The sequence below is a fragment of the Micromonospora sp. NPDC093243 genome (genome assembly GCF_044753725.1).
Taxonomy (GTDB): domain Bacteria; phylum Actinomycetota; class Actinomycetes; order Mycobacteriales; family Micromonosporaceae; genus Micromonospora.
Window position 1 is genome coordinate 38,629 of the sequence record NZ_JBIVNT010000008.1, and the last position, 25,943, is coordinate 64,571.

26 protein-coding genes, 2 pseudogenes and 1 riboswitch are annotated in these 25,943 nt (G+C 74.3%); of the genes and pseudogenes, 9 read left to right on the plus strand and 19 right to left on the minus strand.

Features of this window, described 5'->3' with window-relative positions:
* Positions 1 to 263: 263 nt before the first annotated feature.
* Together thrC and ACIP9D_RS25600 are read right to left on the minus strand one after the other, a co-directional pair.
* The gene (gene thrC, locus ACIP9D_RS25595) at positions 264 to 1,550 is read right to left on the minus strand and encodes a threonine synthase (RefSeq protein WP_350873423.1); all 1,287 of its coding nucleotides are present in this window, start codon (positions 1,548 to 1,550) and stop codon (positions 264 to 266) included.
* 11 nt (positions 1,551 to 1,561) lie between these two features.
* Positions 1,562 to 1,697, minus strand: a riboswitch (SAM riboswitch).
* Positions 1,698 to 1,832: 135 nt separating this feature from the next.
* On the minus strand, positions 1,833 to 2,804 hold the full coding sequence (locus ACIP9D_RS25600; RefSeq protein ID WP_350873424.1) for a DMT family transporter: 972 nt from the start codon (positions 2,802 to 2,804) through the stop codon (positions 1,833 to 1,835).
* Between the two features lie 91 nt (positions 2,805 to 2,895).
* On the opposite strand from ACIP9D_RS25600, the gene ACIP9D_RS25605 reads away from it, so the two are divergent.
* Both ACIP9D_RS25605 and ACIP9D_RS25610 read left to right on the plus strand, forming a co-directional pair.
* Positions 2,896 to 3,213: a metalloregulator ArsR/SmtB family transcription factor gene (locus ACIP9D_RS25605; protein WP_350873425.1), complete on the plus strand. Its 318-nt coding sequence runs from the start codon at positions 2,896 to 2,898 to the stop codon at positions 3,211 to 3,213.
* A 286-nt stretch (positions 3,214 to 3,499) separates the two neighbouring features.
* Positions 3,500 to 4,168 (plus strand): DUF4232 domain-containing protein, encoded by a 669-nt coding sequence (locus ACIP9D_RS25610; protein ID WP_350873426.1) that lies wholly within the window; start codon positions 3,500 to 3,502, stop codon positions 4,166 to 4,168.
* Here ACIP9D_RS25610 and ACIP9D_RS25615 read toward each other — a convergent pair.
* The gene (locus ACIP9D_RS25615; protein ID WP_350873427.1) at positions 4,163 to 5,026 is read right to left on the minus strand and encodes an ABC transporter permease subunit; all 864 of its coding nucleotides are present in this window, start codon (positions 5,024 to 5,026) and stop codon (positions 4,163 to 4,165) included. The two genes, ACIP9D_RS25610 and ACIP9D_RS25615, sit on opposite strands and share 6 nt — an antisense overlap.
* A complete protein-coding gene (locus ACIP9D_RS25620) occupies positions 5,026 to 7,893 on the minus strand; it encodes an alpha/beta fold hydrolase (protein ID WP_350873428.1) in 2,868 nt (955 codons plus the stop codon). The genes ACIP9D_RS25615 and ACIP9D_RS25620 overlap by 1 nt, the downstream gene beginning before the upstream one ends.
* Before the next feature lie 388 nt (positions 7,894 to 8,281).
* Here ACIP9D_RS25620 and ACIP9D_RS25625 point away from each other — a divergent pair, with 388 nt between their 5' ends.
* From ACIP9D_RS25625 to ACIP9D_RS25655, 7 genes are read left to right on the plus strand one after another with little or no spacing between them, the layout of a single operon-like run.
* A complete protein-coding gene (locus tag ACIP9D_RS25625) occupies positions 8,282 to 9,469 on the plus strand; it encodes a hypothetical protein (protein WP_350873429.1) in 1,188 nt (395 codons plus the stop codon).
* Positions 9,456 to 12,128: a nitrate- and nitrite sensing domain-containing protein gene (locus ACIP9D_RS25630; protein WP_350873430.1), complete on the plus strand. Its 2,673-nt coding sequence runs from the start codon at positions 9,456 to 9,458 to the stop codon at positions 12,126 to 12,128. Before ACIP9D_RS25625 ends, ACIP9D_RS25630 begins: the two co-directional genes overlap by 14 nt.
* Positions 12,125 to 12,601, plus strand: coding sequence for a roadblock/LC7 domain-containing protein (locus ACIP9D_RS25635; protein ID WP_350873431.1), 477 nt, complete (start codon positions 12,125 to 12,127; stop codon positions 12,599 to 12,601). The genes ACIP9D_RS25630 and ACIP9D_RS25635 overlap by 4 nt, the downstream gene beginning before the upstream one ends.
* Positions 12,598 to 13,068, plus strand: a complete 471-nt coding sequence (locus ACIP9D_RS25640) for a DUF742 domain-containing protein (protein ID WP_350873432.1) — start codon at positions 12,598 to 12,600, stop codon at positions 13,066 to 13,068. Before ACIP9D_RS25635 ends, ACIP9D_RS25640 begins: the two co-directional genes overlap by 4 nt.
* Positions 13,046 to 13,834: an ATP/GTP-binding protein gene (locus ACIP9D_RS25645; protein WP_350873433.1), complete on the plus strand. Its 789-nt coding sequence runs from the start codon at positions 13,046 to 13,048 to the stop codon at positions 13,832 to 13,834. Before ACIP9D_RS25640 ends, ACIP9D_RS25645 begins: the two co-directional genes overlap by 23 nt.
* A 43-nt stretch (positions 13,835 to 13,877) precedes the next feature.
* A complete protein-coding gene (locus ACIP9D_RS25650) occupies positions 13,878 to 14,321 on the plus strand; it encodes a hypothetical protein (protein ID WP_350873434.1) in 444 nt (147 codons plus the stop codon).
* A gap of 37 nt (positions 14,322 to 14,358) precedes the next feature.
* Positions 14,359 to 16,635 carry an AAA family ATPase gene (locus ACIP9D_RS25655; protein ID WP_350873435.1) on the plus strand — a complete coding sequence of 759 codons (2,277 nt, stop codon included), beginning with the start codon at positions 14,359 to 14,361 and terminating at the stop codon, positions 16,633 to 16,635.
* Positions 16,636 to 16,750: 115 nt separating this feature from the next.
* On the opposite strand, the gene ACIP9D_RS25660 is transcribed toward ACIP9D_RS25655, so the two are convergent.
* The 15 genes and pseudogenes from ACIP9D_RS25660 to ACIP9D_RS25730 form a co-directional block, all read right to left on the minus strand.
* On the minus strand, positions 16,751 to 17,176 hold the full coding sequence (locus ACIP9D_RS25660) for a gas vesicle protein K (protein WP_350873436.1): 426 nt from the start codon (positions 17,174 to 17,176) through the stop codon (positions 16,751 to 16,753).
* Entirely contained in the window at positions 17,173 to 17,430 is a 258-nt protein-coding gene (locus ACIP9D_RS25665) for a gas vesicle protein (protein WP_350873437.1), read from the minus strand. Before ACIP9D_RS25665 ends, ACIP9D_RS25660 begins: the two co-directional genes overlap by 4 nt.
* Positions 17,431 to 17,455: 25 nt before the next feature.
* Positions 17,456 to 18,292 carry a GvpL/GvpF family gas vesicle protein gene (locus ACIP9D_RS25670; protein WP_350873438.1) on the minus strand — a complete coding sequence of 279 codons (837 nt, stop codon included), beginning with the start codon at positions 18,290 to 18,292 and terminating at the stop codon, positions 17,456 to 17,458.
* Positions 18,293 to 18,458: 166 nt separating this feature from the next.
* Positions 18,459 to 18,614, minus strand: a pseudogene (gene gvpJ, locus ACIP9D_RS25675) (gas vesicle protein GvpJ); the annotation flags it as partial.
* Between the two features lie 40 nt (positions 18,615 to 18,654).
* Complete coding sequence (locus tag ACIP9D_RS25680; RefSeq protein WP_350873440.1) at positions 18,655 to 19,005, minus strand: gas vesicle protein; 351 nt, start codon at positions 19,003 to 19,005, stop codon at positions 18,655 to 18,657.
* Positions 18,959 to 19,474 carry a gas vesicle protein GvpG gene (locus ACIP9D_RS25685; protein ID WP_350873441.1) on the minus strand — a complete coding sequence of 172 codons (516 nt, stop codon included), beginning with the start codon at positions 19,472 to 19,474 and terminating at the stop codon, positions 18,959 to 18,961. Before ACIP9D_RS25685 ends, ACIP9D_RS25680 begins: the two co-directional genes overlap by 47 nt.
* Positions 19,475 to 19,479: 5 nt before the next feature.
* Positions 19,480 to 20,235: a GvpL/GvpF family gas vesicle protein gene (locus ACIP9D_RS25690; protein WP_350873442.1), complete on the minus strand. Its 756-nt coding sequence runs from the start codon at positions 20,233 to 20,235 to the stop codon at positions 19,480 to 19,482.
* Between the two features lie 217 nt (positions 20,236 to 20,452).
* A pseudogene (gene gvpJ, locus ACIP9D_RS25695) lies at positions 20,453 to 20,668 on the minus strand (gas vesicle protein GvpJ); the annotation flags it as partial.
* Complete coding sequence (locus ACIP9D_RS25700) at positions 20,665 to 21,888, minus strand: SRPBCC family protein (RefSeq protein ID WP_350873443.1); 1,224 nt, start codon at positions 21,886 to 21,888, stop codon at positions 20,665 to 20,667. The pseudogene gvpJ (ACIP9D_RS25695) and the gene ACIP9D_RS25700, both read right to left, overlap by 4 nt.
* 2 nt (positions 21,889 to 21,890) lie before the next feature.
* Entirely contained in the window at positions 21,891 to 22,307 is a 417-nt protein-coding gene (locus ACIP9D_RS25705; RefSeq protein ID WP_350873444.1) for a hypothetical protein, read from the minus strand.
* A 286-nt stretch (positions 22,308 to 22,593) separates the two neighbouring features.
* Positions 22,594 to 23,103, minus strand: a complete 510-nt coding sequence (locus ACIP9D_RS25710; RefSeq protein ID WP_350873445.1) for a GNAT family N-acetyltransferase — start codon at positions 23,101 to 23,103, stop codon at positions 22,594 to 22,596.
* A gap of 103 nt (positions 23,104 to 23,206) precedes the next feature.
* A complete protein-coding gene (locus ACIP9D_RS25715; RefSeq protein ID WP_350873446.1) occupies positions 23,207 to 24,100 on the minus strand; it encodes a hypothetical protein in 894 nt (297 codons plus the stop codon).
* Positions 24,081 to 24,809 carry a DUF3618 domain-containing protein gene (locus tag ACIP9D_RS25720; RefSeq protein ID WP_350873447.1) on the minus strand — a complete coding sequence of 243 codons (729 nt, stop codon included), beginning with the start codon at positions 24,807 to 24,809 and terminating at the stop codon, positions 24,081 to 24,083. Before ACIP9D_RS25720 ends, ACIP9D_RS25715 begins: the two co-directional genes overlap by 20 nt.
* Before the next feature lie 24 nt (positions 24,810 to 24,833).
* Complete coding sequence (locus tag ACIP9D_RS25725; protein ID WP_350873448.1) at positions 24,834 to 25,226, minus strand: phage holin family protein; 393 nt, start codon at positions 25,224 to 25,226, stop codon at positions 24,834 to 24,836.
* The gene (locus tag ACIP9D_RS25730) at positions 25,223 to 25,876 is read right to left on the minus strand and encodes a hypothetical protein (protein ID WP_350873449.1); all 654 of its coding nucleotides are present in this window, start codon (positions 25,874 to 25,876) and stop codon (positions 25,223 to 25,225) included. The genes ACIP9D_RS25725 and ACIP9D_RS25730 overlap by 4 nt, the downstream gene beginning before the upstream one ends.
* Positions 25,877 to 25,943: the final 67 nt, after the last annotated feature.

The following is a 25,943-nucleotide window of genomic DNA, read 5'->3' on the forward strand; positions in this document are numbered from 1 at the left end:
AAGGGTGCGCCCTGGGAACGCGATCGGGCCAGCGAATTTTCGCTGGCCCGATCGGACGTTGGTCGGGAGGGACACTCGCACAACGCCTCCGGCGTTGGGTCGTAAGAACTTCAAAAGTCTTCGGCGAAATGCCCTCCCGCACGGAGCATCTTGCGCCGTCCGGTTCCTGCCGTCAAGTCCTTAGCGGCGGGTTTTCCGCACCCAGAGCGAAAAGCCGGTTACCCGGCGGATCGGCCTGATCCCCCGTCCGGGCGATCCGCGGGTCAGCCGAGCAGGCCCGCGTCGCGGGCGGCGCGCAGGGACGGGCGGATCCGATGGGTGGGGCCGACCTCACCGGCGACCGCGTCGATGGTCTTCAGCCCCTCGCCGGTGTTGAAGACCACGGTCTCCGCGGCCGGGTCGAGCTTGCCCGACTCGACCAGCTTGCGGAGCACCGCCACGGTGACCCCGCCGGCGGTCTCCGCGAAGACGCCGGTGGTGCGAGCCAGCAGGCGGATGCCGGCGCGGATCTCGTCGTCGTCGACGTACTCCATCCAGCCCCCGGTACGGCGCACCGCCTCCAGCGCGTAGAGGCCGGCCGCCGGGTCGCCGATGTTCAGCGACTTGGCGATGCCGGTCGGCTTGACCGGGACGATCGTGTCGGTGTCGGCGTGCAGCGCGGTGGCGATCGGGTTGCAGCCGGCCGACTGGGCGCCGAAGACCTTCCAGCCGCCGGCCGGCGCCTCGACCAGGCCGACCTCGACCAGCTCGGAGAACGCCTTGTCAATCTTGGTGAGCAGCTCGCCGCTGGCCATCGGGATGACCACCTGGGCGGGGATGCGCCAGCCGAGTTGCTCGGCCACCTCGTAGCCCAGGGTCTTGGAACCCTCGGCGTAGTAGGGGCGCACGTTGACGTTGACGAACGCGGTGTCCTCGAACTCGTCGGTCTCGACCAGCTCGCCGCAGAGCCGGTTCACGTCGTCGTAGGAGCCGTCGATGGCGACCAGCTCGCCGCCGTAGACGGCGGTCGTGACCACCTTGCCCTGCTCGAGGTCGCCGGGGATGAAGACCACCGAGGGCACCCCGGCGCGGGCCGCGTGCGCGGCCACCGAGTTGGCCAGGTTGCCCGTGGAGGCACAGGCGTACCGGGTGAAGCCGAGCGCCCGGGCGGCGGTGAGCGCCACCGAGACGACCCGGTCCTTGAACGAGTGGGTGGGGTTGGCGCTGTCGTCCTTCACCCAGAGCGGGGCGGTGATACCCAGCTCGGCGGCGAGGTGCGGGGCGGCGACCAGCGGGGTGAGGCCGGGGTTCAGGGTGACCCGGGTGGCCGGATCCTGACCGGCGGGCAGCAGCGCCGCGTAGCGCCAGATGTTGTCCGGGCCGGCCTCGATCTGCTCGCGGGTGACGGTGGCCAGCGCGGCCGCGTCGTAGTCGACCTCCAGCGGCCCGAAACACTCGTAACAGGCGTGCTGGGCGGCGAGCGGGTAGCGGGCCTCACAGGCCCGACAGACCAGGGCGCGGGCGGGGCTGGCGGTGGTGTCGATACCGGGGGCGGCGAGCGTCGACGTCATGTCGAAGATTCCTCTCATCTTTCCCCGCATCGCACGGTGCGGCGGGGACGGAATTGGCACCTGCCCCGCGGGTCGCTCAGCGATGAGCGCGCGGGGTGGTTGCCGGGGCGTCTTCGGGCCGTATCCCTCAGCCCCTCTGGATGAGGTATGCAGTTGTGCGAACGAGTCTACGGCCGGGCCGCCGACCGTCCAGTCCGCCGTCCCACGGTGTGAGCCGCCGTCATCTTCACCCACCCCGAACGGCCGCCCCCGGGTCCCGGGGGGGGCGGCCGAGAGGGCGGGCTAGCGCGCGACCACCGCCACCGGGTCGACCACCGCGACGGGGTCCGAGACCGCCGCCGGCCGGTCGCCGGGCGGGGTGGCCCGCACCCGGGCCCGGGTCACCAGGTTGGCCGCGACCAGGGACGCGATGGTCAGCGCCGCGCCGGCCAGTTCGACCGGGCCGGGTCGGTAGCCGCGGGCGATCTGCACCACGAAGGTGGTCACCGGGACGAGGTTCATGAACAGCGCGGCGTTCGCCGAGCCGAGCCGCTGCACCCCGGTGTTCCAGGCCAGCACCGCGATCACCGCCCCCACGATCACGGCGTACGCCAGCTGCGGCGCGACCGCGACGAGGTCGGCGCCGGCCGGCGCGTGCTGCCACCCGGCGAGGTCGGCGACGGCGCTCGCGGCGAGCATGAAGAGCGTGCCGGCGAGCGCGGTCAGCGTGGTGTAGCGCAGCGGCGACCACTCGCCGAACCGGCCGGCCCCGTGCGTGTAGATCCCCCAACCGACGACCGCGCCGATCATCATGAGGCCGCCGAGACCGAACTGACCGAGCCCGGCGAGGCTGCCGCGGGTGATCACCAGGCCGACACCGAGGAGCGCGACCAGGGAGAGGGCGAGCAGGGCGGGCCGCGGGCGTACGCCGTCCCGAGCCCACCGGACCAACTGGGTGACCAGCGGCGTGGTGGCCACGAAGAGGGAGATCTGCTGCGGCGCGGCGTGCTCCAGCGCCAGGTTGGTGAGCAGGTTGAAGCCCGCGAAGCCGACCACGCCGAGCACCGCCACCTCGACACCCCGACCGCCGGAGCGCAGCGCGGCCACGCCCTCGCGGAGCAGCAGCAGGGCGAGCAGGATCACGGTGGCGAAGAGATAGCGGGCGGTGGTCAGGTTGAGCGGGTCGACCCAGGTCAGCGCGCTGGCCAGGACGGGGAACATCACTCCCCAGCTCAGCGCGGCGAGCAGCGGAAAGGCGGCGGCGCGAGAGCGCATGCTCAGCTCCTATGTTCGAGTATCTTCGAACCAACGATCCCGACCCTAGGAGCTTGTTCGATTTTTGTCGAACAAGGGTTACACTGCTCACATGGAGCTGCACGAACCCGAGTTGCGCGAGGTGCCGGTCACCGCGGTGCTGGGAGCGCTCGCCGACGACGTACGCCTACAGATCGTGCGGGCGCTCGCCGAGGGCGGCGAGTACGCCTGCGGCAGCTTCGAGTTCGGCGTCTCCAAGGCCACCCGCAGCCACCACCTGAAGGTGCTGCGCGAGGCCGGCCTGACCCGCACCCGGGCCGCCGGCACCAGCCGCTACGTCCGGCTGCGCCGCGACGAACTGGACCGCCTCTACCCCGGCCTGCTCGACGCCGTCCTCACCCGCAGCGCCGCACCCGGCGAGCGGGTCTGAACCAGTCCCGCAACCGCCGGTCCCGCAACCCCCGGTCCCGCAACCGCCGGTCCCGGGCCCGAGCGCGCCCCGGCCGACCTGCTGGACCGGCTGCGCCGTGGACCGCAGCCCGACTGGCGGTTGATTCGCGGGTCCTGTCGACCTGCCCCATATCTGGACCGCGCACGCGATACCGCGCCGCCCGGCTTCCGGTGGTCCATATTTGGGGCAGTTCGACAGTGGGTGACCGGACCACCGGCCGCACCCGGACGGACACCGGCCGGGCGGATCTTGGGAGGATGCGGCGGTGAGACCTTCAGTGCGACTCCGACCGGCACGCTTCCGTCTCCTACTCGCCGGCCTTCCGCTCGTCGGAGCCGCGCTGCTCGGGGCCTGCACGTCGGGGGGCGGACCGACCAGCCGGGCCGCGGCGACCCCGCCCGCGCCGACGCCCGACGCGGCCGGGCGGTGCCCGGAGTCGGGCGTCCTGATCAGGTCCACCGGGTCGGACGCCGCGATGGGCCTGCGGGCGCTCGGCCTGGATCTGACGAACTGCGGCAGCACGCCCTACCTGCTCAAGGGCTATCCGGTGCTGCGCGTGCTGGACGAGCAGCGGGCGGCGATCCCGCTCCGGACGGTCGCCGGCGCCCGGGAGATCACCACCGGCTTCGACGCGCCACCCGGGCAGCTGACCCCCGACCCGGGTGAGCGGGCCCACGCCACCGTGCTCTGGCGCAACACCGTCACCGACTCGACTGTCGAAGCCAGCGACGGCGAGTACCTGGAGGTCGCGCCCGCCGCCGGCCAGCCCGCCCAGTCCGTCGACCCGGACGGCCCGATCGACCTGGGCAACACCGGCCGGATCGGGGTCAGCGCCTGGAAGGCCGCCGAGCCGGCCACACCGGCGCAGCCGCCGGCCCCGACCGCGCCGAGCGGAGCGCCCTCGACGGCCGCGACGCCGGACAGCCGGCTATGAGGTCACGTCCTTGCGGGTGAAGCGCCAGTAGGCCAGCGCCCAGAACAGGGTCGCGTAGCTCACCGCCGAGATGGTGCCGCGGACCACGTCGTCGGTCTGCACCGGCGTGGAGAGCAGGCCCAGCCAGGCGGTGCTGAAGTGGGTGGGCAGGAAGGCGCGCACGGCGCCGAGCGCGGTGATCTGGTCCAGGATGCTGGAGAGAATCCAGAGCAGCACCGCGCCGCCGACCGCGCCGAGCGCGGCGTCCGTGGTCACCGAGAGCAGGAACGCCAGGCCGGCCACGACCAGCAGGACGATCGCCAGGTAGCCGAGCACGGCCAGCAGCCGCAGCAGCCCCTCCCCCGCCGGCAGCTCGGCGGCGACCGTGCTGCGCAGCGGCGACCAGCCGTAGCGCAACGTCCCTGCGAGCAGCGCGGTGCCGGCGAGCAGCAGCAGCGCCAGCCCCGAGTACGCGAGCGCGACCAGCAGCTTCACCGTGAGCAGCCGAGCCCGGGGCACCGGCACCGCGAGCAGGTAGCGCAGACTTCCCCAGCTCGCCTCGCTGGCCACCGTGTCGCCGAAGAAGAGCGCCACCACCACGACCAGCAGGAACGACGCCGACACGAAGATGGTGAAGAGGGTGAAGTTCAACCCGCCCGAGGTGGCGAGCTCGATCAGACTGCCGAACTCGCCACCGCCGTTGTCGTCGTCGTTCGAGTTGAACTGGAACGCGATCAGGATGATCAACGGCAGCAGCACCATGAACCCGAGCGCCAGCTGGGTACGCCGCCGGGCCGCCTGCCGACGGAACTCCGCGGCGAACGGCAGCGTCGCCGACGGCCGGTAGCCCGACGCCGCGCCCACCATGGAAGTCCCCATCACCGGTCCCCGCTTCCCCGAGAGGTCTCGCCCACCAGGGCGAGGAACGCGTCCTCCAGGCGGCGCCGCGGCACCACCCGGTCCACTCCGATCCCGGCCCGGACCAGCTCGGCCACCACCTCGCTGCGCGCGGTGCCGTTGGTGTCCACCACCAGTTGGCCATCGCCCTCCGGCAGCACCCGGACCCCGGCCAGCCGGCTCAGCACGTCCCGCGCGGCGGCCGGATCGGTGACGTCGAAGAGCACGCTCGGCGACTCGCCGACGATCTCCTCGACCGGCCCCGACGCCACGATCCGCCCCTTGTTCACCACCACGGCGTGGGTGCAGGCCTGCTCCACCTCGGCCAGCAGGTGGCTGGAGACCAGCACCGCCCGGCCGTCGGTGGCGTACCGCTGGAGCACCCGGCGCATCTCGGCGATCTGCGGCGGGTCGAGACCGTCGGTCGGCTCGTCGAGCACCAGCAGCTCGGGCAGGCCGAGCATGGCCTGGGCGATGGCGAGCCGCTGCTTCATGCCGTGGCTGTACGTCTTGATCTTCCGGTGCACCGAGTCGCCCAGACCGGCGATCTCCAGCGCCTCGTCGAAGTGCGCGTCGGCCAGCGGCCGCCCGGTGGCCGACCAGTACGCCCGCAGGTTCTCCAGCCCGCTCAGGTGCGGCAGGAAGCCGGGCCCCTCGACCAGCGCGCCGATCCGGGAGAGCACCGGCGAGCCGGGCACCAGGCGATGGCCGAAGACGTAGATCTCACCCGCGGTGGGCTGGGTGAGCCCCATCAGCACCCGCAGCGTGGTGGTCTTGCCGGCGCCGTTCGGGCCGAGCAGGCCGACCACCTGGCCGGGGTGCACCTCGAAGTCCACGTTGGAGACCGCGACGAAGCCGTCCGCGTACTCCTTGCGAAGCTGGCGCACGGCGAGCGGGACGTCCGCGTACGCCGGATGCACGGAGCTGTCCTGGCGGCGGTGCCGGCGGCGGACCACGGCGACGACCACGACGAGCCCGAGCACGATCGCGGCGAGCAGCCCGACCAGCACCCAGCGCCAGACGGCCGCCGCGGTGGGGATCGGGTCGCCGGCCACGGTGGGCAGGGCGACAGGCGCGTCGCCGGCGGCGACGGTGTAGACGGTCGGCTCGGCCGGTGAGGTGTACGACTGGTCCGACGTGGCCACCACCACCCGCAGCCGATGCCCGGCCTCGACCCGGCGGACGATCGCCGGCAGGGTCACCGTCACCGTCTGGGCGTCGGCGATCCGCGCCGGCAGGCCGGTGAGCCGCACCGGGGCGACCAGACCGTTCGGCAGGGTGGCGGCGCCGTTCGGGTCCACGTCGTAGAGCTTCACGAAGAGCACCGCCTCGCCGGTCGGCGACGCGGCACGGACCGACACGGTCGGCGCTCCGACCACGTCCACCGCCTCCGCCAGCGGCGCCGACTCGAACCGGGCGTGCTGGCCGGGCACGTCCCCGGCCACCCCGTCCAGCAGCGAGGAGAGCGCACCGGCGAAGGGCACCGAGGAGATGGCCGCCGGGTTGCCGTTCGGCGGGTTCGCGATCTGCTGCTCGGGGCCGGTCACCGCGACCGTCCTGCGGTCGTCGCCGCCGGTGCCCGGGTAGTCGGTGGTCCGGTAGCCGGTGGCCACCAGGCCACGGTCCAGCGCGTCGAAGCCGGCGATCCGCGACCAGGTGAAGTCGTCGCCGGGGGCCGCCCCCTCGCCCTTGACGTAGTGGTCCAGCCACTGCACGGTCAGGAACCGCACCCGGTCGGAGTCGGTCTTCGGCCCCTCGCCGCCGTCGTGACCGCCGGTGAACCAGGCGACGCGGACCGGGGTGCCGGTGGCCGCGATGCCCCGCGCGTTGGCGTCCGCCTCGGTGAGCGGGAAGAGGGTGTCCGCCTCCCCCTGCACCAGCAGGGTGGGCGCGGTGATCCGGTCGAGCACCCCGGCCGGGCTGGACCGGCTCAGCAGGTCGACGGCGGCCTGGTCGGCCCGCCCGGTGGTGGCGATCCGTAGGTACGCGGCGCAGACGTCGGCGGCGAACCGGCCGCAGGACGGATCCGCGGCGCCGGCCGGCGCGCGTCCCGGGCCGGTGCCCGGGCCCTCACCGGGGCCGGGGCTGGGCGGCCCGGCGGACGCCGGAGCGCCCTGTGGCTGGGCCGCGGTCATCCCGGAGAGCCCGGCCGGCCCCGAGCCGACGTTGCCCCCGCCGCCGAAGAACAGGCCGGCCCAGCCCTTCTTGAACACGCCCTCGGTGGCCGGGCCGCCGGTGCTCTCCGGCAGGAAGCTCCGGGCCAGGTCGTTCCAGGTGATCATCGGGACGATCGCGTCGACCCGCTTGTCCTGCGCGGCGAGCAGCAGGGCCAGTCCGCCGCCGTACGAGCCGCCGACCACGCCGACCTGCGGATCCCCGGCGGCGTCGGCGCGGATCTCCGGGCGGGCGGCGAGCCAGTCCAGCAGCCGAGAAGCGTCGCGCACCTCGTAGTCGGGGTGGTCCAGGTGGATCTCGCCGCCGCTGCGGCCGAAGCCACGCGCGGTCCAGGTGAGCACGGCGTACCCGCGGCCGGCGAACTCCTCGGCGTCGGCGCGCACCGACTCCTTCGTACCGCCGAAGCCGTGCGCCAGCAGCACCGCGGGGACCTTGCGCCCGGCCGAGGCGTCCGCCGGCAGATAGAGCGTGGTGTCCAGGTCCACCGGCTGCTGGCCGTCCGGTCCGGATCGCACGGTCAGCACGGCGGCCTCGGTACGAACCTCGGGCCCGCGCGGCCGTACCGCCCAGACCACGGCGGCGACCAGCAGCACGGCGACGGCCGCCAGCGCGACGGCGCGACGGCCGGTGGGCAGGGCACGCCGCATCCGGGCGACCGACAACGGCGATCTCATGCGGCACACGCTACGGGCCGGATCCTGAGCGTTGGCTGAGATCCGCCGTACGTCCGTCCGGTTACTCCGACCGGCGTCCGGAGCGGTGCGACCGCCCATGATCCAACGGATCTCAGCGGGACGAATTCGGATCCCGTGAATTCCGAACATCCACAGTAAATCGGCTTCGATCCATGCATGTCACTCCGTCGGGCGGCACCCACCGTGCCGACGAGACGGACGAACAGTGACATCGCTCGAAGTGACGCATAGCTGACCGATCGTCGGCGGGATCGCGAGCAGGCCATTCGGTTACTTTTCCGGTCCGGTACATGGGACTGCTCCGGCCACCCCGGGCCCGACACCGCCACCACCATCCCTCCCCGTTCCTCGCCGCAGGAGACAGACCATGACCGTCCCCGCGCCACGGGCCCGTCGCCGGTCCGCCGGCCGCGTGTTGCCGCTGCTGCTCGTCGTGGCGCTGTTGGCGCCGATGAGCGTGCTGTTCCAGCAGACCTGGCGGCTCACCGACGACGACCGGAGCCTGGCCGTCCGGGAACGACTCGGGATCGAGTACCTGCAGGCGCTCGGCCCGGTCACCGCCGCCCTGGTCGACGCCCAGTCCGCCGCGGTCGCCGGCCGACCCGCGTCCGGCGCGGCACTGACCGGCGCGGTCGAGCGGGCCGCCACGGTGGACGCCCGGATCGGTGCCGAGCTGCGCAGCCAGGAGCGTTGGGCCGGGCTGCGGGCCAAGCTGGAGGCGCTGCGCGACCGGAGCCCCACCGACCCCGAGGCCGCCTTCGCGGCGTACGGGGAGGTCACCGACCTGCTGCTGGACCTGCACCGCAAGGTCAGGGAAAGCTCCGGGCTGGTCCGCGACCCGGAGTCCGACTCGTTCTTCCTCCAGGACGCCGCCGGTCGGGAACTGCCGGCCGCGATGGTCGCGGCCGGCCGGCTCGCCGACCTCGCCACGCTCGCCACCCGCCGGGACGCCGACGAGCGGAGCCAGACGCTGGCCGAGCTGGCCGCGCTGCGGGTGGGCGCGCTCGCGCCCGCCGGCGAACTGGTCGACGACCTGCGCGCGGCGGTGGACAGCTCGGAGAGCACCGACCTGGGCGGCACCGTGCTGACCCCGCTGGACACCTACCAGCGGGCCGTCGAGGCGCTCGCCGCCGCCTCCGGCCCCACCAGCACCGGCGTGATCGATCCGGCACCGGTCGCCGGCGCCCGGCTCAACGCGCACGCCGCCGCCGAGCAGCTCCAGCCGGTCATCCTGGCGGAACTCGACGCGCTGCTCGCCGACCGGGTCGACGGGCTGGACCGGGACCGGTGGCTGCTGATCGGGGCGGCCGGGCTGGCCGTCCTCCTGCTGGCCGTGCTCGCCGGGGTGCTGCTCGCCGCCGCCCGTCGGGCGCGGCGGCGGGCCGTCGAGGCACGCCGGGCGCGGCGGGCGGACGCCACGCCCGAGGGCACGCCGTGGCCGCCCCGGCCCGGGCCGGGCGAACCGCCGATCGAGGAGCCGTGGCCGGCGCAGGTGACCGGTCAGGGCGTCGACTCGGAGGCCACGCGGCGGGGACCGGTCGATGCTGCTCGCTAGGCTCCGGATCCGCGGCAAGCTCGCGCTGCTCGTGGTCATCCCGCTGATCAGCATGGTCGGCCTCGCCGTCCCGGTGGTCCTGGACCGGGTGGCCGTCGCGCAACGGGCCGGCGAGATCGCCGACCGGGTCCGGCTCGCCAGCCGGATCGGCACGCTGGTGCAGGACCTCCAGCAGGAGCGGATCCTCTCGGTCGGACTGCTGCTCGGCCAGGTGAGCCGGGCCGAACTGGTGCGCAAGACGGCCACGGTGGACGACCGGGTGGCCGACCTGCGGGCCGGTGGGGACGAGCCGCTGCCGACACGGGTCGCCGACGCGCTGACCGGCGTACGCGCACTGACCGACGTGCGCACCGCGGTGCTCGCCGGCACGGCCAGCCCGGGCCAGGTGATGGACGCGTACGGGCCGGTCGACCTGGCGTTGATCGACTCGCTGCGGTTGGCGTTCAGCGTGGACACCGACACCGCGGCCGGTCGTCAGGTGCTGGCCCTGGACGCGCTGCTGCGCGCCGACGAGGGGCTGGGCAGCTGCGCCACCCTGATCGTGCTGGTGAAGGCGACCGACGACCGAACGGTCGACGCCGGCTTCGTCGCCTGCATGGCCGCCCTCCGGGTGGACAGTGTGCGGTTCCGCAGCCTCATCACGGCTGAGCAGCGCGAGCTCACCGAGCTGAACGACGCCGCGGTGGCCGCCCGGACCAGCGCGGACTTCCTCAGCACCGGCGCGGTCAACCCGACCGGCGCGATCCGCAACGTGCCGTTGGCGGCCCTCTTCCCGTCGGCCCGCTCGATGATCACCCTCGGTCAGTTCATCGAGAAGAAGATCGTGGCGGACGTGCTCGCCGAGGTGACCGGCGAGCAGCGGCGGGCGCTCACCGCCGCGTACCTGGTCGCCGGCGTGCCCGCGCTGATCCTGGCGGTGGTGCTGCTGCTCAGCGCCGCGGTGGCCCGGACGGTCGCCCGCCCGCTGACCCGGCTCACCCGCTCGGCCGACCGGGTCGCCCGGGTCGCCGAGGCCGAGCTGGTCCGGGTCGCCGACGACGAGTCGGAGAGCGCGCCGCCGGTCCGGCTCGATCCGGTCGATGTGCGGGCCCGGGACGAGATCGGCGACCTGGCCCGGGCGTTCGAGCGGGTGCAGACCACCGCGGCCCGGCTGGTCGAACGGCAGGTGGCCGGGCGGCGCAACGTCGCGCAGATGTTCGGCCATGTGGGTCGGCGGACCCAGAACCTGGTCGGCCGGCAGATCGCTCTGATCGACCGGCTGGAGCAGCGGGAGACCGACCCGGGCCGGCTGGAGGACCTGTACCGGCTCGACCACGTCTCCAGCCGGTTGCGGCGCAACGCCGGCAGCCTGGTGGTGCTCTCCGGCTCGCCCGGCGCGGACGCGTACGTGGCGCCGGTGCCGCTGGCCGACGTGGTCCGCCTGGCGCTCGGCGAGATCGAGGACTACACCCGGGTGGACGTGCGGGTGCCGGCCGAGCTCGCGGCGGCGCCGGCGACGGTCGGCGACCTGGTCCTGGCGTTGGCCGAGCTGATGGAGAACGCCACCGTCTTCTCACCGCCGCACACCCGCGTGGTGGTGAGCGCCGAACGGACCGGCGCGGGCGCCCGGATCACGGTGACCGACCAGGGCATCGGCATGACGCAGGAGCGACTGGCCGAGGAGAACGCCCGGCTGACCCGGCGGGAGCGGCTGGACCTCGCGCCGACCGAGGTGCTCGGGCTCTTCGTGGTGGGCCGACTGGCCCGGCGGCACGGGTGGGCGGTGAACCTCGCCCCGACCAGCGGCGGCGGGGTGACCGCCCGGCTGGAGGTCCCGCAGACGTCGCTCGTGCTCCGGCGCACCGAGCGGTCCGGCGCGGCGGTGGCCCGGGCCACCGTCCCGGCCCGGGAACGCCGCGCCACGAGCCCGGTGGGCGGGCCACCGGCGGCCGGACCGGCCGAGCAGCCGCCGCCGTCCGGAGTCGACCCGGGCGTGCTGACCCGGGCCGCCCGGAGCATGGCGTCCGGCGAGTCGTGGGACGCCTTCGGGGCCGGCGCGGAGCCGACGTCGGCGCCCGCCGGCGCCATCGCGTACCTGGAGATCACCGCGCCGACCGACGGCGTGCCGGCTCCCCCGCCAAAGGGTCCGGTGCCGGCGGGTCCGGTGGCGACGGGTCCGGCGGCGACAGGCTCGGTGGCGACGGGTCCGGTGGCGACGCCGCCGGCCGGCACCACCCCGGCTGGCCTGCCGCGTCGGCCGGTCGGACCCGCCGCCGGTGGCCGGCCGACGGTCGCCGGGGCGGGCATCCGGCAGCGGGTGCCGGGGACGAACCTGGCGCCGAGCGGCCCGCCGGCCGCGCCGGCGCCCGGCGCCGAGGCCGATCCGGCCGAGGTCCGCGCCCTGGTCGAGGCGGTCGAGTCCGGGGTACGCCGGGCCGAGCTGAGCCAGCCGGGGCCCGCCCCGCGGCTCGACCCGGACGTCCTGCCGGAGCGGCCACGGCTGAACCGGCGGGTGCCCGGGGCGAACCTCGCCAACTCGCCGTCCCGGCAGCCGGTCAGCCCGCACCCGGGGGACCCGGCCGAGGTCCGCGACCTCATCACCGAGTTCGAGGCGGGCGTCGCCCGGGCGCTGCGCGAAGTCAGTCCAGACCGTCGCAACGAAGAGGGGCCAACACGGTGACCAGTTCCTTCCTGCACGACAACGTCGACCAGCCGTCCAGCCCCGCTCCCACCGGGGACCTCAGCCCCGAGGCCCGCACCTTCAACTGGCTGCTGGACTCCTTCACCTCGAGCACCGCGGGCGTGCTGGAGGCGATCGCGGTCTCCTCGGACGGGCTGCTGATGGCCATGTCCGCGATCCGGGACCGGTCGAACGCCGAGCGGCTCGCCGCGGTGGTCTCCGGCATGACCAGCCTGGCCGGCGGCGCTGCCAGCTGGTACGCGCTGGGCGGGGTGAATCGGGTGATCGTCGACATGGCCGACGGGTACCTGCTGATCAGCGCGATCAGCAGCGGTTCGGTACTCGGAGTGGTCGCCGACCGGTCGGCCAACCTGGGCACGGTCGCGTACGAGATGACCCTCTTCGCCGGGCGTGCCGGCGCCGCGCTCACCCCGCGACTCATCGCCGAGCTGAAGAACGCCGCCCAGCAATGACCGCCGAGGTCGCCGGTGCGGGGCCGGACCCGGAACCAGGGGTCCGCATCCGCCCCTACCTGCACGGACCGCCCGCACCGGGTTTGCGCACGCCGGCGGCCGACCCGCACCCGGGGGAAGACGGACCGGCCGGCCCGCGCCCGTTCGTGCTGACCGCCGGACGGGTGGACGGCACGGACCCGGCGATCAGCCTGGAGACCCAGGTGACCGCCGCCGCGGAGGTCTGGGCCGGCGCACCCGTCGCCCTGCTGGCGCCGGAACTCCAGGCAATCATCGCCCTCTGCGACGAACCGATCTCCGTGGCGGAGATCTCGGCCCGGACCCGGCTGCACTTCGGCGTCACCCGGGTCCTGGTCGGCGACCTGCGCGCCACCGGCCACCTCGAGGTGCACCTCGAAGACCGCGACGGCGCCTCCGATCCCGATCTGATCCTGCGAGTGATTGATGGACTCCGTGCGATCTCCTGAATGGCCGGTCGCCCCGCTCGGCGGGCTCGCCGCGAACAGCGCCGCCACCCGGTACGGCATGCCGGGCGGCGTCGGGCCGGCGGCCACGCGCCCCGTGCACCCGCCGACCCCACCACCGCCCTACCGCCCGACCGACGCGTCGGACACGTCGGCGGAGGCACGCCCCGCGGCCGCGCCGGGGGTGCGCCGGACCGGGCGGGTCGACGCCCCGCCGGTGCCGGTCAAGATCCTCATCGCCGGTGGGTTCGGGGTCGGCAAGACCACCACGGTCGGCGCGATCTCCGAGATCGCACCGCTCACCACCGAGGCGGAGATGACAAGCGCCGGGATCGGCATCGACGACCCCGGGGCGCGCTCGGCGAAGACCACCACCACGGTGGCGATGGACTTCGGCTGCGTCACCATCGACCGCAGCCTGAAGCTCTACCTCTTCGGCACGCCGGGGCAGTCGCGGTTCGGCTTCATGTGGGACGACCTGGCCCGGGGTGCGCTCGGCGCGCTGGTGGTGGTGGACAGCTCCCGGCTGGACGACTGTTATCCGGCGATCGACTACTTCGAGCAGGCGGGGTTGCCCTTCGTGGTCGGGGTCAACGCCTTCGACGGACGGCTGGCGCTGGATCTCGACTCGATCCGGTGGGCGCTGGCGATCGGCGACCACGTGCCCTTGGTGCAGTTCGACGCCCGGGACCGGCTCTCGGTGCGGGACGCCCTGCTGGTCGTCCTGGACCGGGCGCTGGCACGGGCCACCCGGAACAGGGAGGCCTGAACTCCTCGGCGGTCAGACCCGTTTCCTCGAAGGGGTGGTCGTGATGAGAGATGGGTTGGACGAGACACTGGCCCGGATGGCCCGGCGCGAGGACGCGCTGCGCCGACGAGCCGCCGAGCCGACCGGGTCCCCCGGCCGGGAGGCGGGCGCGCACCGGCTGGAGAGCGACGCAGCCATGGACGACGACCCGGTCCAGGAGGTCGCCGAGGCGCTGCGCCGGGTGGTGGCCGGGCGTCCCGGGCTGGCGATGAGCGTCCAGGTGGAGCTGGGCGGGCGGACGTACCCGCTGCGGGTCGCCTGGACCGGCGGCGAGGTGACCGTCGGCGCGGAGCCGGCCGCACCCCCGCCGGCCTGGCCGATGTCGGTCAAGACGGTGCCGGGGTGGGCGCCCGGCCAGCGCGGCCCGGCCCCGGACCCGGCGGCCCGGCTGGCGGAGCTGATCCGCCGCGACCCGTCGCTGCTCAGCGACCGGGACCAGCAGCGCTGACCGGACGGCGCGGGCGGTCGGAGGCTAGGGTCGGGCGGTGGCGCACCCCGAGTTGACCCTGACCGCGAGCCTGCGGCCGGCGGCGCTGGACGCCCGCCGTGGCGTCGTCCGGCTGCATCCGGAGGTGCTCACCGCGCTGGGGCTGCGCCCCGGCGACCCGGTCCGGCTGGCCGGCCGGCGGGTGACCGCCGGCATCGTGGCGGCGGCCGAGTCGGGCGCGAGCACCGCTCTGCTCTACGCCGACGACCTGGTGCTGGGCAACCTCGGCGTCCGCGACGGTGGTCAGGTGACGGTGAGCCCGCTCCCGGTGGTCGCGGCCAGCCGGGTCACCCTGGCCGGGCCGGTGGAGATCGTCGCGGCGGTGAGTCCGGAGATGCTCCGGCTGGCACTGCTCGGCAAGGTGGTCACCGCCGGCGACGACGTCTCCCTGCTGCCCCAGGACGTGCTGCCGGACGCCTCGGTCCGCAGCCTGGTCGAGGCGGCCCGGCGCAGCCTGGCGAACACTGTCGGCTACGCCTGGACCAGCACCCTGCTCACGGTGGTCGCTGCGGAGCCGACCGGCGGCGCGCTGGTCACCATGGACACCCTGGTCGGCTGGGAGCATGGGCCGGTCACCCACGGCGCCGCGGCCGGGGTCGGCACGACGGGCGCGGGCACCGGTTCCAGCGGCACCCCCGCCCGGGCCGCACGCCGCAACGGTGGCCTCGGGGCGACGACCGCCGGCGCGGTCGAGGCAGCGGTGCCGGCGGACGCGCCGGCCGTCGACGAGCTGCCCGGGCTGCGGGCCCAGGCCGAGGAGCTGACCGAACTGCTCGACCTGGGCTTCCACCACCGGGAGGTGCTGGGCCGGCTCGGCACGAGGGTCTCGCTCGGCGTCCTGATCGCCGGGCCGGCCGGCTCCGGAAAGTCGGCCCTGGTCCGCGCGGTCTCCGCACAGGTCGGTGCCCGGGTCTGCGCCCTCTGGGCGCCGGAGGTGGCGGCGCTGACCAACCAGGCCGCCGCGGAACGGCTGCGCGCGGCCGGCGCCGCGGTCCGGGACAACGGCCCGGCGGTGCTGCTGGTCACCGACGTCGAGGCGCTCGCCCCGGCGGACGGACCGGGCCCGGTGGCCACCGTCTTCCGCCAGCTGCTGGCCGAGACGGTGCGGGCCGGAGCGGCGGTGATCTGCACCACCGGCCGGCCGGAGGCCGTCGATCCGGCGCTGCGCGCCCCGGACCTGCTCTCCCTGCGGATCAGCATCCCGCTGCCCGACCCGGCGCTGCGCCGGGACCAGCTGACCGTGCTCACCCGCCAGGTTCCGCTCGCCGAGGACGTCCGGCTCGACGAGATCGCCGGCCGGACCCCGGGGTTCGTCGCCGCCGACCTGGCCGCGCTGGTCCGCGAAGCCGGGGTACGGGCGGCGCTGCGGCAGAAGTCGGCGGAGAACCCGACCGTGGCGATGGCCGACTTCACGGCCGCGCTGGAGGTGGTCCGGCCGACCACGATGGCCGCGTCCACGCTGGAGCTGGCCACGGTGACCCTCGACGACGTTGGCGACCTGACCGAGGTGAAGCAGACGCTGACCGAATCGGTGCTCTGGCCGCTGACCTACCCGGACACCTTCGCCCGGCTCGGCGTGCAGCCGCCGCGCGGGGTCCTGCTCTACGGCCCGCCCGGTTGCGGAAAGACCTACCTGGTCACCGCGTTGGCCGGCTCGGGGCGGGCGAACGTGCTCTCGGTGAAGGGCGCCGAGCTGCTCTCCAAGTGGGTCGGCGAGAGCGAGCGCGCGGTCCGCGAGCTGTTCCGCCGGGCCCGCGAGGCCGCTCCCACCCTGATCTTCCTCGACGAGGTGGACGCCCTCGCGCCGGTCCGCGGCCAGGCCTCCGACGGCGGTACGACCGACCGGGTGGTCGCCGCGCTGCTCACCGAGCTGGACGGGGTGGAGGCCCTGCGCAACGTGGTGGTGGTCGGCGCGACCAACCGGCCGGACCTGGTCGACCCGGCCCTGCTGCGGCCGGGACGACTCGAGCGGTTGGTCTATGTGCCGCCGCCGGACGCGGCGGCCCGGGCCGAGATCCTGCGGGCCGCCGCCCGCAACGTGCCGCTGGCACCGGACGTGGACCTGCCCGGGCTCGGCGGCGAGCTGGACGGCTTCTCGGCGGCGGACTGCGCGGCGCTGGTCCGGGAGGCGGCGCTGGCCGCGATGCGCGAGTCGCTGACCGCCTCCACGGTCACCGCCGCCCACGTCGCGGCGGCCCGGCAGCGGGTCCGCCCCTCCCTCGACCCGGCCCAGGTCGCCTGGCTCGCCGCCTACGCCCAGGCCCGCCAACCCTGACCCCACCCACGGTCCCCGCCACGACCCCCGGTTGATCATGAAGTTGTTGCCCGCCGTAGGGCGTGTCCCGGGCAATAACTTCATGATCAACGGGACCAGCCCGGGGAGGGCGGGGTCAGTCGGTGGGTAGGAGGGGGCCCAGGGGGCCGAGGTCTAGGTTCAGGTCCTCCGGGGTCAGGCCGAAGTGCTCGCGCAACCCGACCATCTGCTCCTCCAACGCCATCAGCGTCACGCCGATCCGTTCGATCTGCTCCTCGGTGAGGTCGCCCAGCTCCACCCGGCGCAGCGCCTGGCGCTCCATCAGCTGGCGGAGCAGCTCGACCACGGTGAGCACCAGGCTGGCCAGTCCCCGCTCGACGGAGTCGCGGTCCACCGTGAGCCGCCGGTCCAGCGGGGTCACCCGGGGTGGACGCCACTGCGGCGCGTCCAGCGCGGCGGCCAGCGCGGCGGCCTCGTCCCGGCCGGCTCCAGCCGCCTCGTCCCGGCCGGCTCCACCCGCCCCGTCCCGGCCGGACCCAGCTACCTCGTCCGGGGCGGTCATGCGAGGTCCACGATCGGCTCGATCGGCGCGCCCGCCGACGGCAGGTCGCCCGGCTCGGGTGGGGCGAGCGCACCGACCGAGGCGATCAGGGCGCGCAGCGAGATGCGCACCAGGTCCACGTCGGCGATGGCGAGGGTGATGTCGCCGCTGACCACCACGCCGGTGGCCAGCACCCGGTCGAGCAGGTCGACCAGGGCCACCGGCCGGTAGGCCAGCGGGTCGTCCGCGCTGTTCGGGGCGAGCGAGGTGGTCATCGTGCCGACCGCCGCGCCCCGCCGGTCACGCCGGCTCCCGCACGGTCAGCGCCGGCTCCGCCGACCGTTCCGCCACGAAGGAGTACGGCGGCCACGGGCCGGTCAGCTCCAGCCGCAGCTCGGGATGACGTGTGCCGAGCGCCTCCACCAGCCCGGCGAAGCCGGCCAGCGCTCCCGCGTCCACCAGGTACGCGCCGTTGAGCGCCATGGCGGTGGGCGCCCCCGAGAGCCGGCGGTCCTGCGGCGCGTGTCGCCGGGCAGCCACCGCGTGCCGGGCGAGCGCCTCGTGCACCGCCGCGGCGGCCGAGTCGGCGGCCCGCTGCCCGTCCTCGCGGGCGGTGAGCTGGGCCCGGCGTCGCCGCAGGTACGCCGCGCCGGCGCCGCCCGGGCCGGCGGTCTGCTCGGCCCGGGGCGCCGTGCCCGGCACGACGTACCCCTTGACGCCCCACTCGCCGCGACCGGTGAGCCGGTCGAGCAGGGTGACCAGTTCGGCGCGGCGCTCGGTGAGCGAGGCGGCGACCCGCGCGTCGTCGTGGTGCACGGTGGCCAGCCGGGCCGGCACCACGGCGCCGGCGCGGGTCAGTGCGTCGACCACCCGGTGGTGTGCCCGGGCCGCGCGTTCCAGCCAGGCCAGGTCCTCCAGGTTGCCACGCAGCGCCTCCTCGCCGTACTCGGTCAGCGGCACGTCGCTCACCACGGCCACCAGGCCCGCCGCCCGGACCGGACGGACCGGCTCGGCGGCCATCCCGGTGATCGCGCCCAGCAGCCCCAGATCGGCCTCCCGGACCACGCCGTGCAGCCAGCGGCCGGCGTCCCCGCCGGTACGCCCCGGCGGGCCGGCCGCGTCAACCGTCGAACTCATCCCACTCCTCCCGTCCCGCGTCCCGTCGCTGCGCCCGGGCGGCAACCCGGGGACGGCGTTCGGCCTCGACCTGCTCCGGATCGCGGGGGCCGGGCTCCACCGGCGGGCGGGCCCGGGAGCTGAGCCACGGATCGTGCTCCCACCAGTCGATGCCGATCTGCCGGGCGGTGTCGACCGAGGCGATGACCAGTCGCAGCTTCAGCGTCAGCAGCTCGATGTCGAGCAGGCTCACCCGGATGTCGCCGGCGATCACGATTCCCCGGTCGAGCACCCGTTCCAGGATGTCGCCGAGATTGGCCGGCTCGTGGCCGGCCGGCAGCACCTGGCCGGAGTTCTGCACCACCGACGGGACACTCGTCATCTCAGCCCACCTCGCCCTTCCCCCGCTGGTAGCGCCGCACCCGCCGGTAGCCGAGCAGCACACCGTCGAGGTCGAGTTCCACCTCGTAGAGGCCGAGCAGATCGGTCGACGCCGGGATCCGCCGGTCCTCGACCACCTCCACGCCGACCAGCCAACCGTCCTGGACCGCCCGCAGCGAGGTGGTGCCGACCGGTTCCCGGCCGGTCAGCTCGACGACCTGGCGCAGCCCCTCACGGGCCGCCTCGGCCGCCGACAACGGCTCGACGTACTCCTCGTCGTCGGCCCAGTCGTCCTCCGGCTCGGGTTCACGCCGGCGCGTCCGGTCGCCGTCGCCGCGGATCAGATCCGTCATCGCGTACACCTCCTCCTGCTTCGCCGCGCCCGCGCCCACCTGGGCGCCCGTTCCGCTCGGCGCCCGGCCGGGCGGTCCGGGACCGGTCCCGTGGCTCGTCGCCACGCCGCCGGACCACCGCGCCGCGCCGCGTGCCGGCCCCGGCACGCCCGGCGCCTCCCGCCGGCCCGTCGTACCGGGCCGGCCCGGCGTCGGCCGTGGCCGGTCCCGGTTCGGGCGAGCCGGTGGCGGCCGCCGGGCGGGCGGTGCCGCCGGTCAGCCGGGCCAGCACCTGCTGCTGCCGCTGGTCCCGCTCCTCGGCGGTCAGCTCGCCGGCGGCGGCCGCCGCGTCCAACGCCTCCAGTTCCCGGCGGATGTTGGCCGGGTTGTACAGCTGCGACTCCGCCTCCCGGGCGATCACCTTGACCACCGCGGTCAGGCCACGGACCGGGGCGTACGGCAGGGTCAGCAGCGTCCCGAGGATGTCCATACGCCTCAGCCCGCCAGCTCGTGGGCGCTGACGAAGTCGTACGGGGCGAGCGGGCCGAGCAGCCGCATCCGGACCAGCCCGCGGCGTTGCTCGGCGAACTCCTCGACGGTGTCCACGAACTCGTCCTCCCGGTCGGCGTCGACCAGGAAGGCGGCGTTCGCCGCGTCCAGTTCGTTGCTGGGCTGTCGGGGCAGGCTCGACACGGCGAACGGCTTCAGCCGGTCGAGCAGTTCCCGGTTCTCCGCCTCCCGGCGCAGCTCCACCGCCTGACTGATCATCTCGCCGAGCCGGATCCGCTGCTCCCGGCTCACCTCCTCCGGGCGGCCGCGTACCTGGTCGGCCAGGTCGGCGGCGGCCGGGTTCTGCTCCAGCACCGCAGCGATCAGCGCCGGCTCGTCGTAGCGGCCGTGCACGACGTACTGGACCAACCCCTCCAACTCGTCGAGGGCGGCGGCGAACCGGTCGTGGTGCGCGTCCAGCAGGTCGGCGACCGCGTCCTCCCCGGTGACCACGGTGCCGAAGCGCACCGGCAGCACCGGGGCCACCGGGGCGGTCCCGTCGAGCAGGGTCTGGTACGCGGTGAGGTCCGCCGGCCTGCCGAGCGCCGCCTCCAGCGGCACCTCGCTCACCAGGGCGGCCACGTCGCCGCGCCGGACGACGGTCACCTCGCCCGGCGGGTCGCCGACCCCGGCGGCATCCGGGGTCGGCTCCACGTCGGACGGCACGATGCCGTAGATGAACAATCCTGTCGTGTCGGCCATCTCAGCGCTCCTCGTCCCGACGGCGGCGCCGGGGTCGGTCCCGGTCCCGCTCGCGGTCCGCGCCGAGGTCGCCGACCGCGTCGCGGACAGCGCCGCCGAGCGCCCCGACGGTCTTGCCGAGCCCGGACACCGCCTTTCCGGCGGTGACCGCCCCGGAGGCCCCCTGGACGAGGTCGGGTAGCCCCTTCTGGTTGCGGGGGGTGATGTCGAGCCGGTCCACCGCCTCGGCGAACCGCAGGTACGTCTCGACGCTCGCCACCACCACCCGGGCGTTGATCTCCAGCAGCTGGATCCCGACCACCGCGACGGAGACCTGGGCGTCAATCACGACGCCCTTGTCGAGCACGGTCTCCACCACGTCGGCCAGGCCCGACGACGACCCGCTGCGCTCCAGCGCGCTGCCGGCCGAACCGCCGGTGGTTGCCACGGTCATTCGTCCCGCTCCTCTCGACGACGACGTACCACCGGACGGCGCGGCGGTTCCGGTGCCCGCCGGGGCCGCGGCTCCGGCTCCTCGGTGGCACGCGGGCGACGGGCCCGCTCCGTGACCCGCCGGCGCGCCGGGCGGGGCTCCTCCGGAGCCTCCGGCTCCTCGGGCTCCTCCTCGTACGCCTCGTCGTACTCGTCCTCGTACTCGTACTCCTCGTCGGCCGGGCGTCGACGGGCCGGCCGACGGCGGGCGACGGGTCGGGCCCGCTCCCGGCGCGGCTGCTCCTCGGCCTGCTCCTCCTCGGCGGGCTCCTCCTCGGCGGGTTGCCTACCGCCGCCGGGCGCCCGTCGCTCCTGCTCCTCGGATTCGCGCCGGGCGCTCTCCTGCTCCTCCCGGACGGCGGTGTCGTGGTCCCGGACCACCTGCGAGTCCTCGATCTCACCGCGCCAGCCCTGCACCGCGTCCGGGTCGAGGACGGTCTGCGTCATCACGTGCCGGACGAAGTGCTTGAGCTCCAGCCGGACTCGTCGCCCCTGGGCCCGCCAGAGGTTCCCGGTGTGCTCGAAGAGGCCCTGCGGGTGGTACTCGAGCACGACCAGGATCCGGGTCAGGTCGCCGGTCACCTCGTGGAAGCTGACCGTGCCGTCGACCGAGCCCTTGTCGCCCTTGGAACGCCAGTGGATGAGCCGGTCCGGGATCTGCCGGACGATGGTCGACTCCCAGCTCCGGTGCGACCAGAAGATCTGCGCCTTCCAGTTCAGCTTCTCGTCGGACTCGGTGTCGACGTTCTCGACCTTCTTCATGAAGCTCGGGAAGTCGCCGAACTGGGTCCACTGGTTGTAGGCGACCCGGATCGGCACGCCGACCTCGATCGTCTCGACGATGTTGGTCACCTTGAGCTTCCGGCCGCCGCCGGCGCCCCCCTTCCGCCTGCCGAGCGCCGACATCACCTTCTCCTTGCTGCCGGCCACCCCGGCATGGAACATCGCTTTCACCGGGGAGTCGCCCTCGGCCAGTCGCTGCGCGCCGGTGGCGGCGGCGATCAGTCCTGGGCCGCCGCCCTGCTTGGCGTAATCGCCGAGCCGGCCGGTCGCGCCGGTCACTCGTTCGGTCACCGCGGCGACGGCCCGTTCACCGAGCGCTCCGGCCAGGCTCTTCACGTCGTCGGCGAGCTGGCCACGAAGCTTGTCGACCAGTTCTCGTGAGCCCGCGCTGGAAGCCATGGTCACCGCCCCCGTCGCTGGCCGGCGGGCTCACCCGCGTCGACCCGCGAGGGCCGCTCGGCCTCGCCGTCGGAGTGCGGGCCGCCCGTCACCTGCTCGGTGATGTCGACGGTGCGGCGGCGCAACGAGTCCGCCGAGCCGCGCAACTTGCCGCTGAGAGCGTCGATGCCGTTGCCGGCGGCGGCCGTCGCCGCCGCCTTGCCCGCCACGGCGAGCGGGCCACCGAGGCGGCCGAGGTGGGCCAGGTGCGGGGACGACTGCAACAGGTCCGTGCCCTTTTGCCACAACCCGCCCGGCTCCCGGCTGGCCCGGCCGGCGGCGACCGCGGCGGCCAGGGCGAGTGCGGTACGCAGTTTGCGGCGGCGACCCACCAGGTAGCCGATGCCCACTGCCAGTCCGATTCGTGTTCCGCTGTTCATCAGTTCTCCTTCGCTCCCCCGCGGTCCGGACGCCTGCTGCGGTCGGGGCCGAAAGAGGGCCCGTCGATCGACACGAGCGGGACCTGCAATCAGGCGTCCCGTAATGGCGGACCCGGCGGGCAGTACCCGGGGGCATAGCCGCGAAACCGTATTCACAATTTCCGGCGAAAGCGCGGACAGGCGAATTCAGAAAGGCAGGCGTCTGCCGAGACAAACCGGACACCAAGGCGCGTAATTGCAGATCAGTAGCGGTAAGGAGACAGGAGGAAAGACAGCGCTAACGGGATCAGCGGGCCGGCGGAGTCGAATCCAGACAGATTTCCGCGCGCACCTTTTCGCCGTCCTCACGCAATTTGGCGCCACTCTTTTCCAATACCGACAGGGCACCGGCGTTGTCTCGGGTGGTCTCCGCCACGACGGCGCGCATGCCGGCTGCGGCCGCCTCGTTGAGCAGTTCCCGCAGAGCGGCACCGCCGATGCCCTGGCCGCGCGCCGACCGACCGAGCCACATCCCGGTCTCCACCGTGCCCGGCTCGTCGCAGCGCGTCATCCGGACCATGCCGACCACCTCGCCCCCGGCCAGGATCGCGTACATCTGGGTCCGGGTCGGGCCGGTCAGCCCGCCGAAGCTGGCCCGGTGGTATTCACGGAAGGCCTCCCGGCGGGCGAGCGACCAGCCGGCCGGGGCCTCCACCGGGGGCATCACGTCACCCGGCTCCGCCTCCGCGGCCGCTACGGAGAGCAACGGCTCGAGGTTCCGCTCGTCCACCGGCTCCAACCGGACCGTACCCGCCACGTGCCGCAGTCTGCCGGCCCTACCGGGAGAAGTCCACCCCATCCAGCGGTGACTGGCGGTCCGTCGACAGGTACCGGCCGGTCGGGCGGCGTGGGGTGCCGCCTCACGCTCCGCTGTCGCCCGAGTCGAACTCGCAGAGCACCACCGAGGCGTCGTCCGAGCGCTTGTGCCGGCGTAGCCGATCCGGCAGGTCGCGCTCCGCGGTCCGGACCCGATCTATCAGCGCGTCCGGTCCCTCCATGGTCACCACGTCCAGCAGCCCGGCCCAGTCGACCAGACCGAACTCCTCGACCGCGCTCGAGGCGCCGTCGGAGAGCAGCAGAGCCCGGCGCAGCGCGCCCGGCCCGCGCAGCGGCACCGAACCGGCCACCGCGTGGTACGCCGCGTCCGGGTCGGCGGCGGCCACCCAGTAGCCGTGGGTCTGGTTCATCCACCCCCGCTGCACCGTCACGGCCTGCCGGAACCGGGCGGCCCGGTCGGCGGCCCCCGCCGGCAGCAACGCGGCGGTGCCTCGCAGCTCGGCCATCGCGACGTCGAGGCGGTCGTCCGCGACGACGGTGACCCGGCCACCGGCGTCCAACACCAGCGGGCTGTCGCAGAGCACCAGGTAGTCGACCTGGTCACCGCCCTCGCGGAGCAGACAGACGGTGCTCGACGGGGTGCCCGGATGATCCAGGTCGCACTGGCCGCCGTGGTCGGCCCGCACCGCGAGGATGGCGGCCGCGAGGTTGCTCATCAGGTTCGCGGCCGGGCGGGCCGCCTCGGCCAGCCCGATCCGGGCGGCGAGGTGCCGGACGTACCACTCCGGACCGTGCACACAGCCGGTGTCGAAGCCCGCCGGTACGGTGGCGCCGTCCAGCACGCCGACCAGCGGTCCGAGCCGGAAGACGACGTCCTCGTTCACGTCCCGTCCGGGTGCCGGGGCAGAGGCGGAGCGGACCCGCATCAGCGGAGCCCGCCCCACCGCCCGTACCGGCTCAGCGGTGCCGGAACTCACCGACAGCCTCCTGCGCCTGCTCTCGTACCTGATGGGCGGCCGTACGGCCCTGGGACCCGACGTTGGCCGCACCCTTGACGGCGGTGGAACCCACCGACCGGGCCGCCTGCTGCGCCGGCTCGCGCATGTTGTCGCGAAGCTCGTGCCCAGCCCGGCTGGCCATGCCGCGCAGGTCGCCCGAGTGCTCAGCGACCATCCCCTTGGCCTGACTGGCCAAATGCCGCTCCTGACGGCTGGCCGGGATCAGGGCGGAGGCGAGCAGCCCGGCGCCGAAGGCGATGAGGCCGGCCGCCAGCGGGTTGCCCCGGGCCTGTTCCCGGGACTGCTGCCCGAGCGAGCGCGCCTCGCCCCGGACGGAACCGGCGGCGTGTGACATCCGCTGGCCGGCCTCCTGACCCGCGTGCTGCACCGAGCCTGCGGCCTGGGACATCCGCTGGCCGGCCTCCTGGCCCGCGTGCTGCACCGAGCCGGTGGCCTGGGACATCCGCTGGCCGGCCCGGTCGCTCATCTGTCCGGCCCTGTCGCCCATCTGCCCTGAGGTACCCATCAGCTTCTCCTTAGCCCGGGCAAGCGTCCCACGGGCCTGCCCGACGCGGTCACCGGCGATCCTCCGCGGGTTGACCTTGTCGGTCAGCGCGTCGACGTCACTGCTCAACTCGCTCCGGGTCTGCTCGATCTGTTGTCGGATCCGATCCGAATCACTCGACATCGTCTGCTCCCTCGCGGCTCGGGGTCACCGGCCCCGCATCGCATCCGGTATCTGCCGTGCGGTCTGCTGAGTCCTGGGCAGCACGCCCTTGAAATCACGCAGCCTGTTCCGCCCGGTCACGGCCAGGATCGCCGTGACCACGGCCCAGAAAGCCGCCACGATCAGCGCTGCCCAGCCCTGGTCCATCACGTTGGACAGACCCCACCAGGCCGCGTACGAGACGAACAGCACGGTCAGGAACCCGGCCAGCGCCGCGCCACCGAACATGCCGCCGGCCTTGCCGGCCTGGGTCGCCTCCTCACGCAGTTCCGTCTTGGCCAGCTGAATCTCCTGACGGAACAACGTGGACATGTTGCGACTGACGTCACCCATCAGGTCGCCGACCGACTGGGTGCGTTCCTTCTCCGGGGCGCTCATGGTGCCACTCCGCCCGGGATGTCACGCTCCCGCCGGCCGTCAGGCGAGATGTTCTGCGCCCGGGCCGTACCGGCGTAGGGCCCGGCACTCGAGTACGGCGCCTCGGCCTGCCGACCATACGGCTGCGGGCTGGTCTCCCGCCGGGCACCCGGGCCACCCTCGTGGTCCGGGGACTTCATGCTCCGGGTGAGCCGGCCGAGCAGCAGTCCGGCCATCGCCGCCCCGGCCAGGAACCTGCCCGGGTGCTGACGCGCGTAGTCGCGCACCTCGTTCAGCACGTCGCCGGGCTCGCGTTCGTCGAGCCAGCCGGCGGCCCGCTGCGCGGCGCCCGCCGCCTGACGGACTGCCTCACCGGTGAGCGCGGAATCGCTGCGGTCGGCCACCGAGCCGAGTTCACGGCCGATGCTCCGCAATCCCTCCGCAGCCCGGTGCTGCTGGGACCGGGCCTGCTCGCGCAGCTGCGAGGTAGCCTCCCCGGTCAGCTGCCGGGCCTGCTCGCGCGCCTGCTCGGCCACCTGCCTGCCCTGCTCGGCTGCGGCGTGGCCGATCTGACCACCGGCCTGTGCGGTCTGGTGACCGACACGGGACGCCTGCTCGCGGGCCTGCTCAGCGGTGCCAGCCGGCGGTCTGTTCTGGTTGATCGCCGTCATCGTGCACTCCCTTCCTAGGCCCCAGGCCACGGTGTGACCCGGAACGGTCTCCGCGTACCCGTCCGGA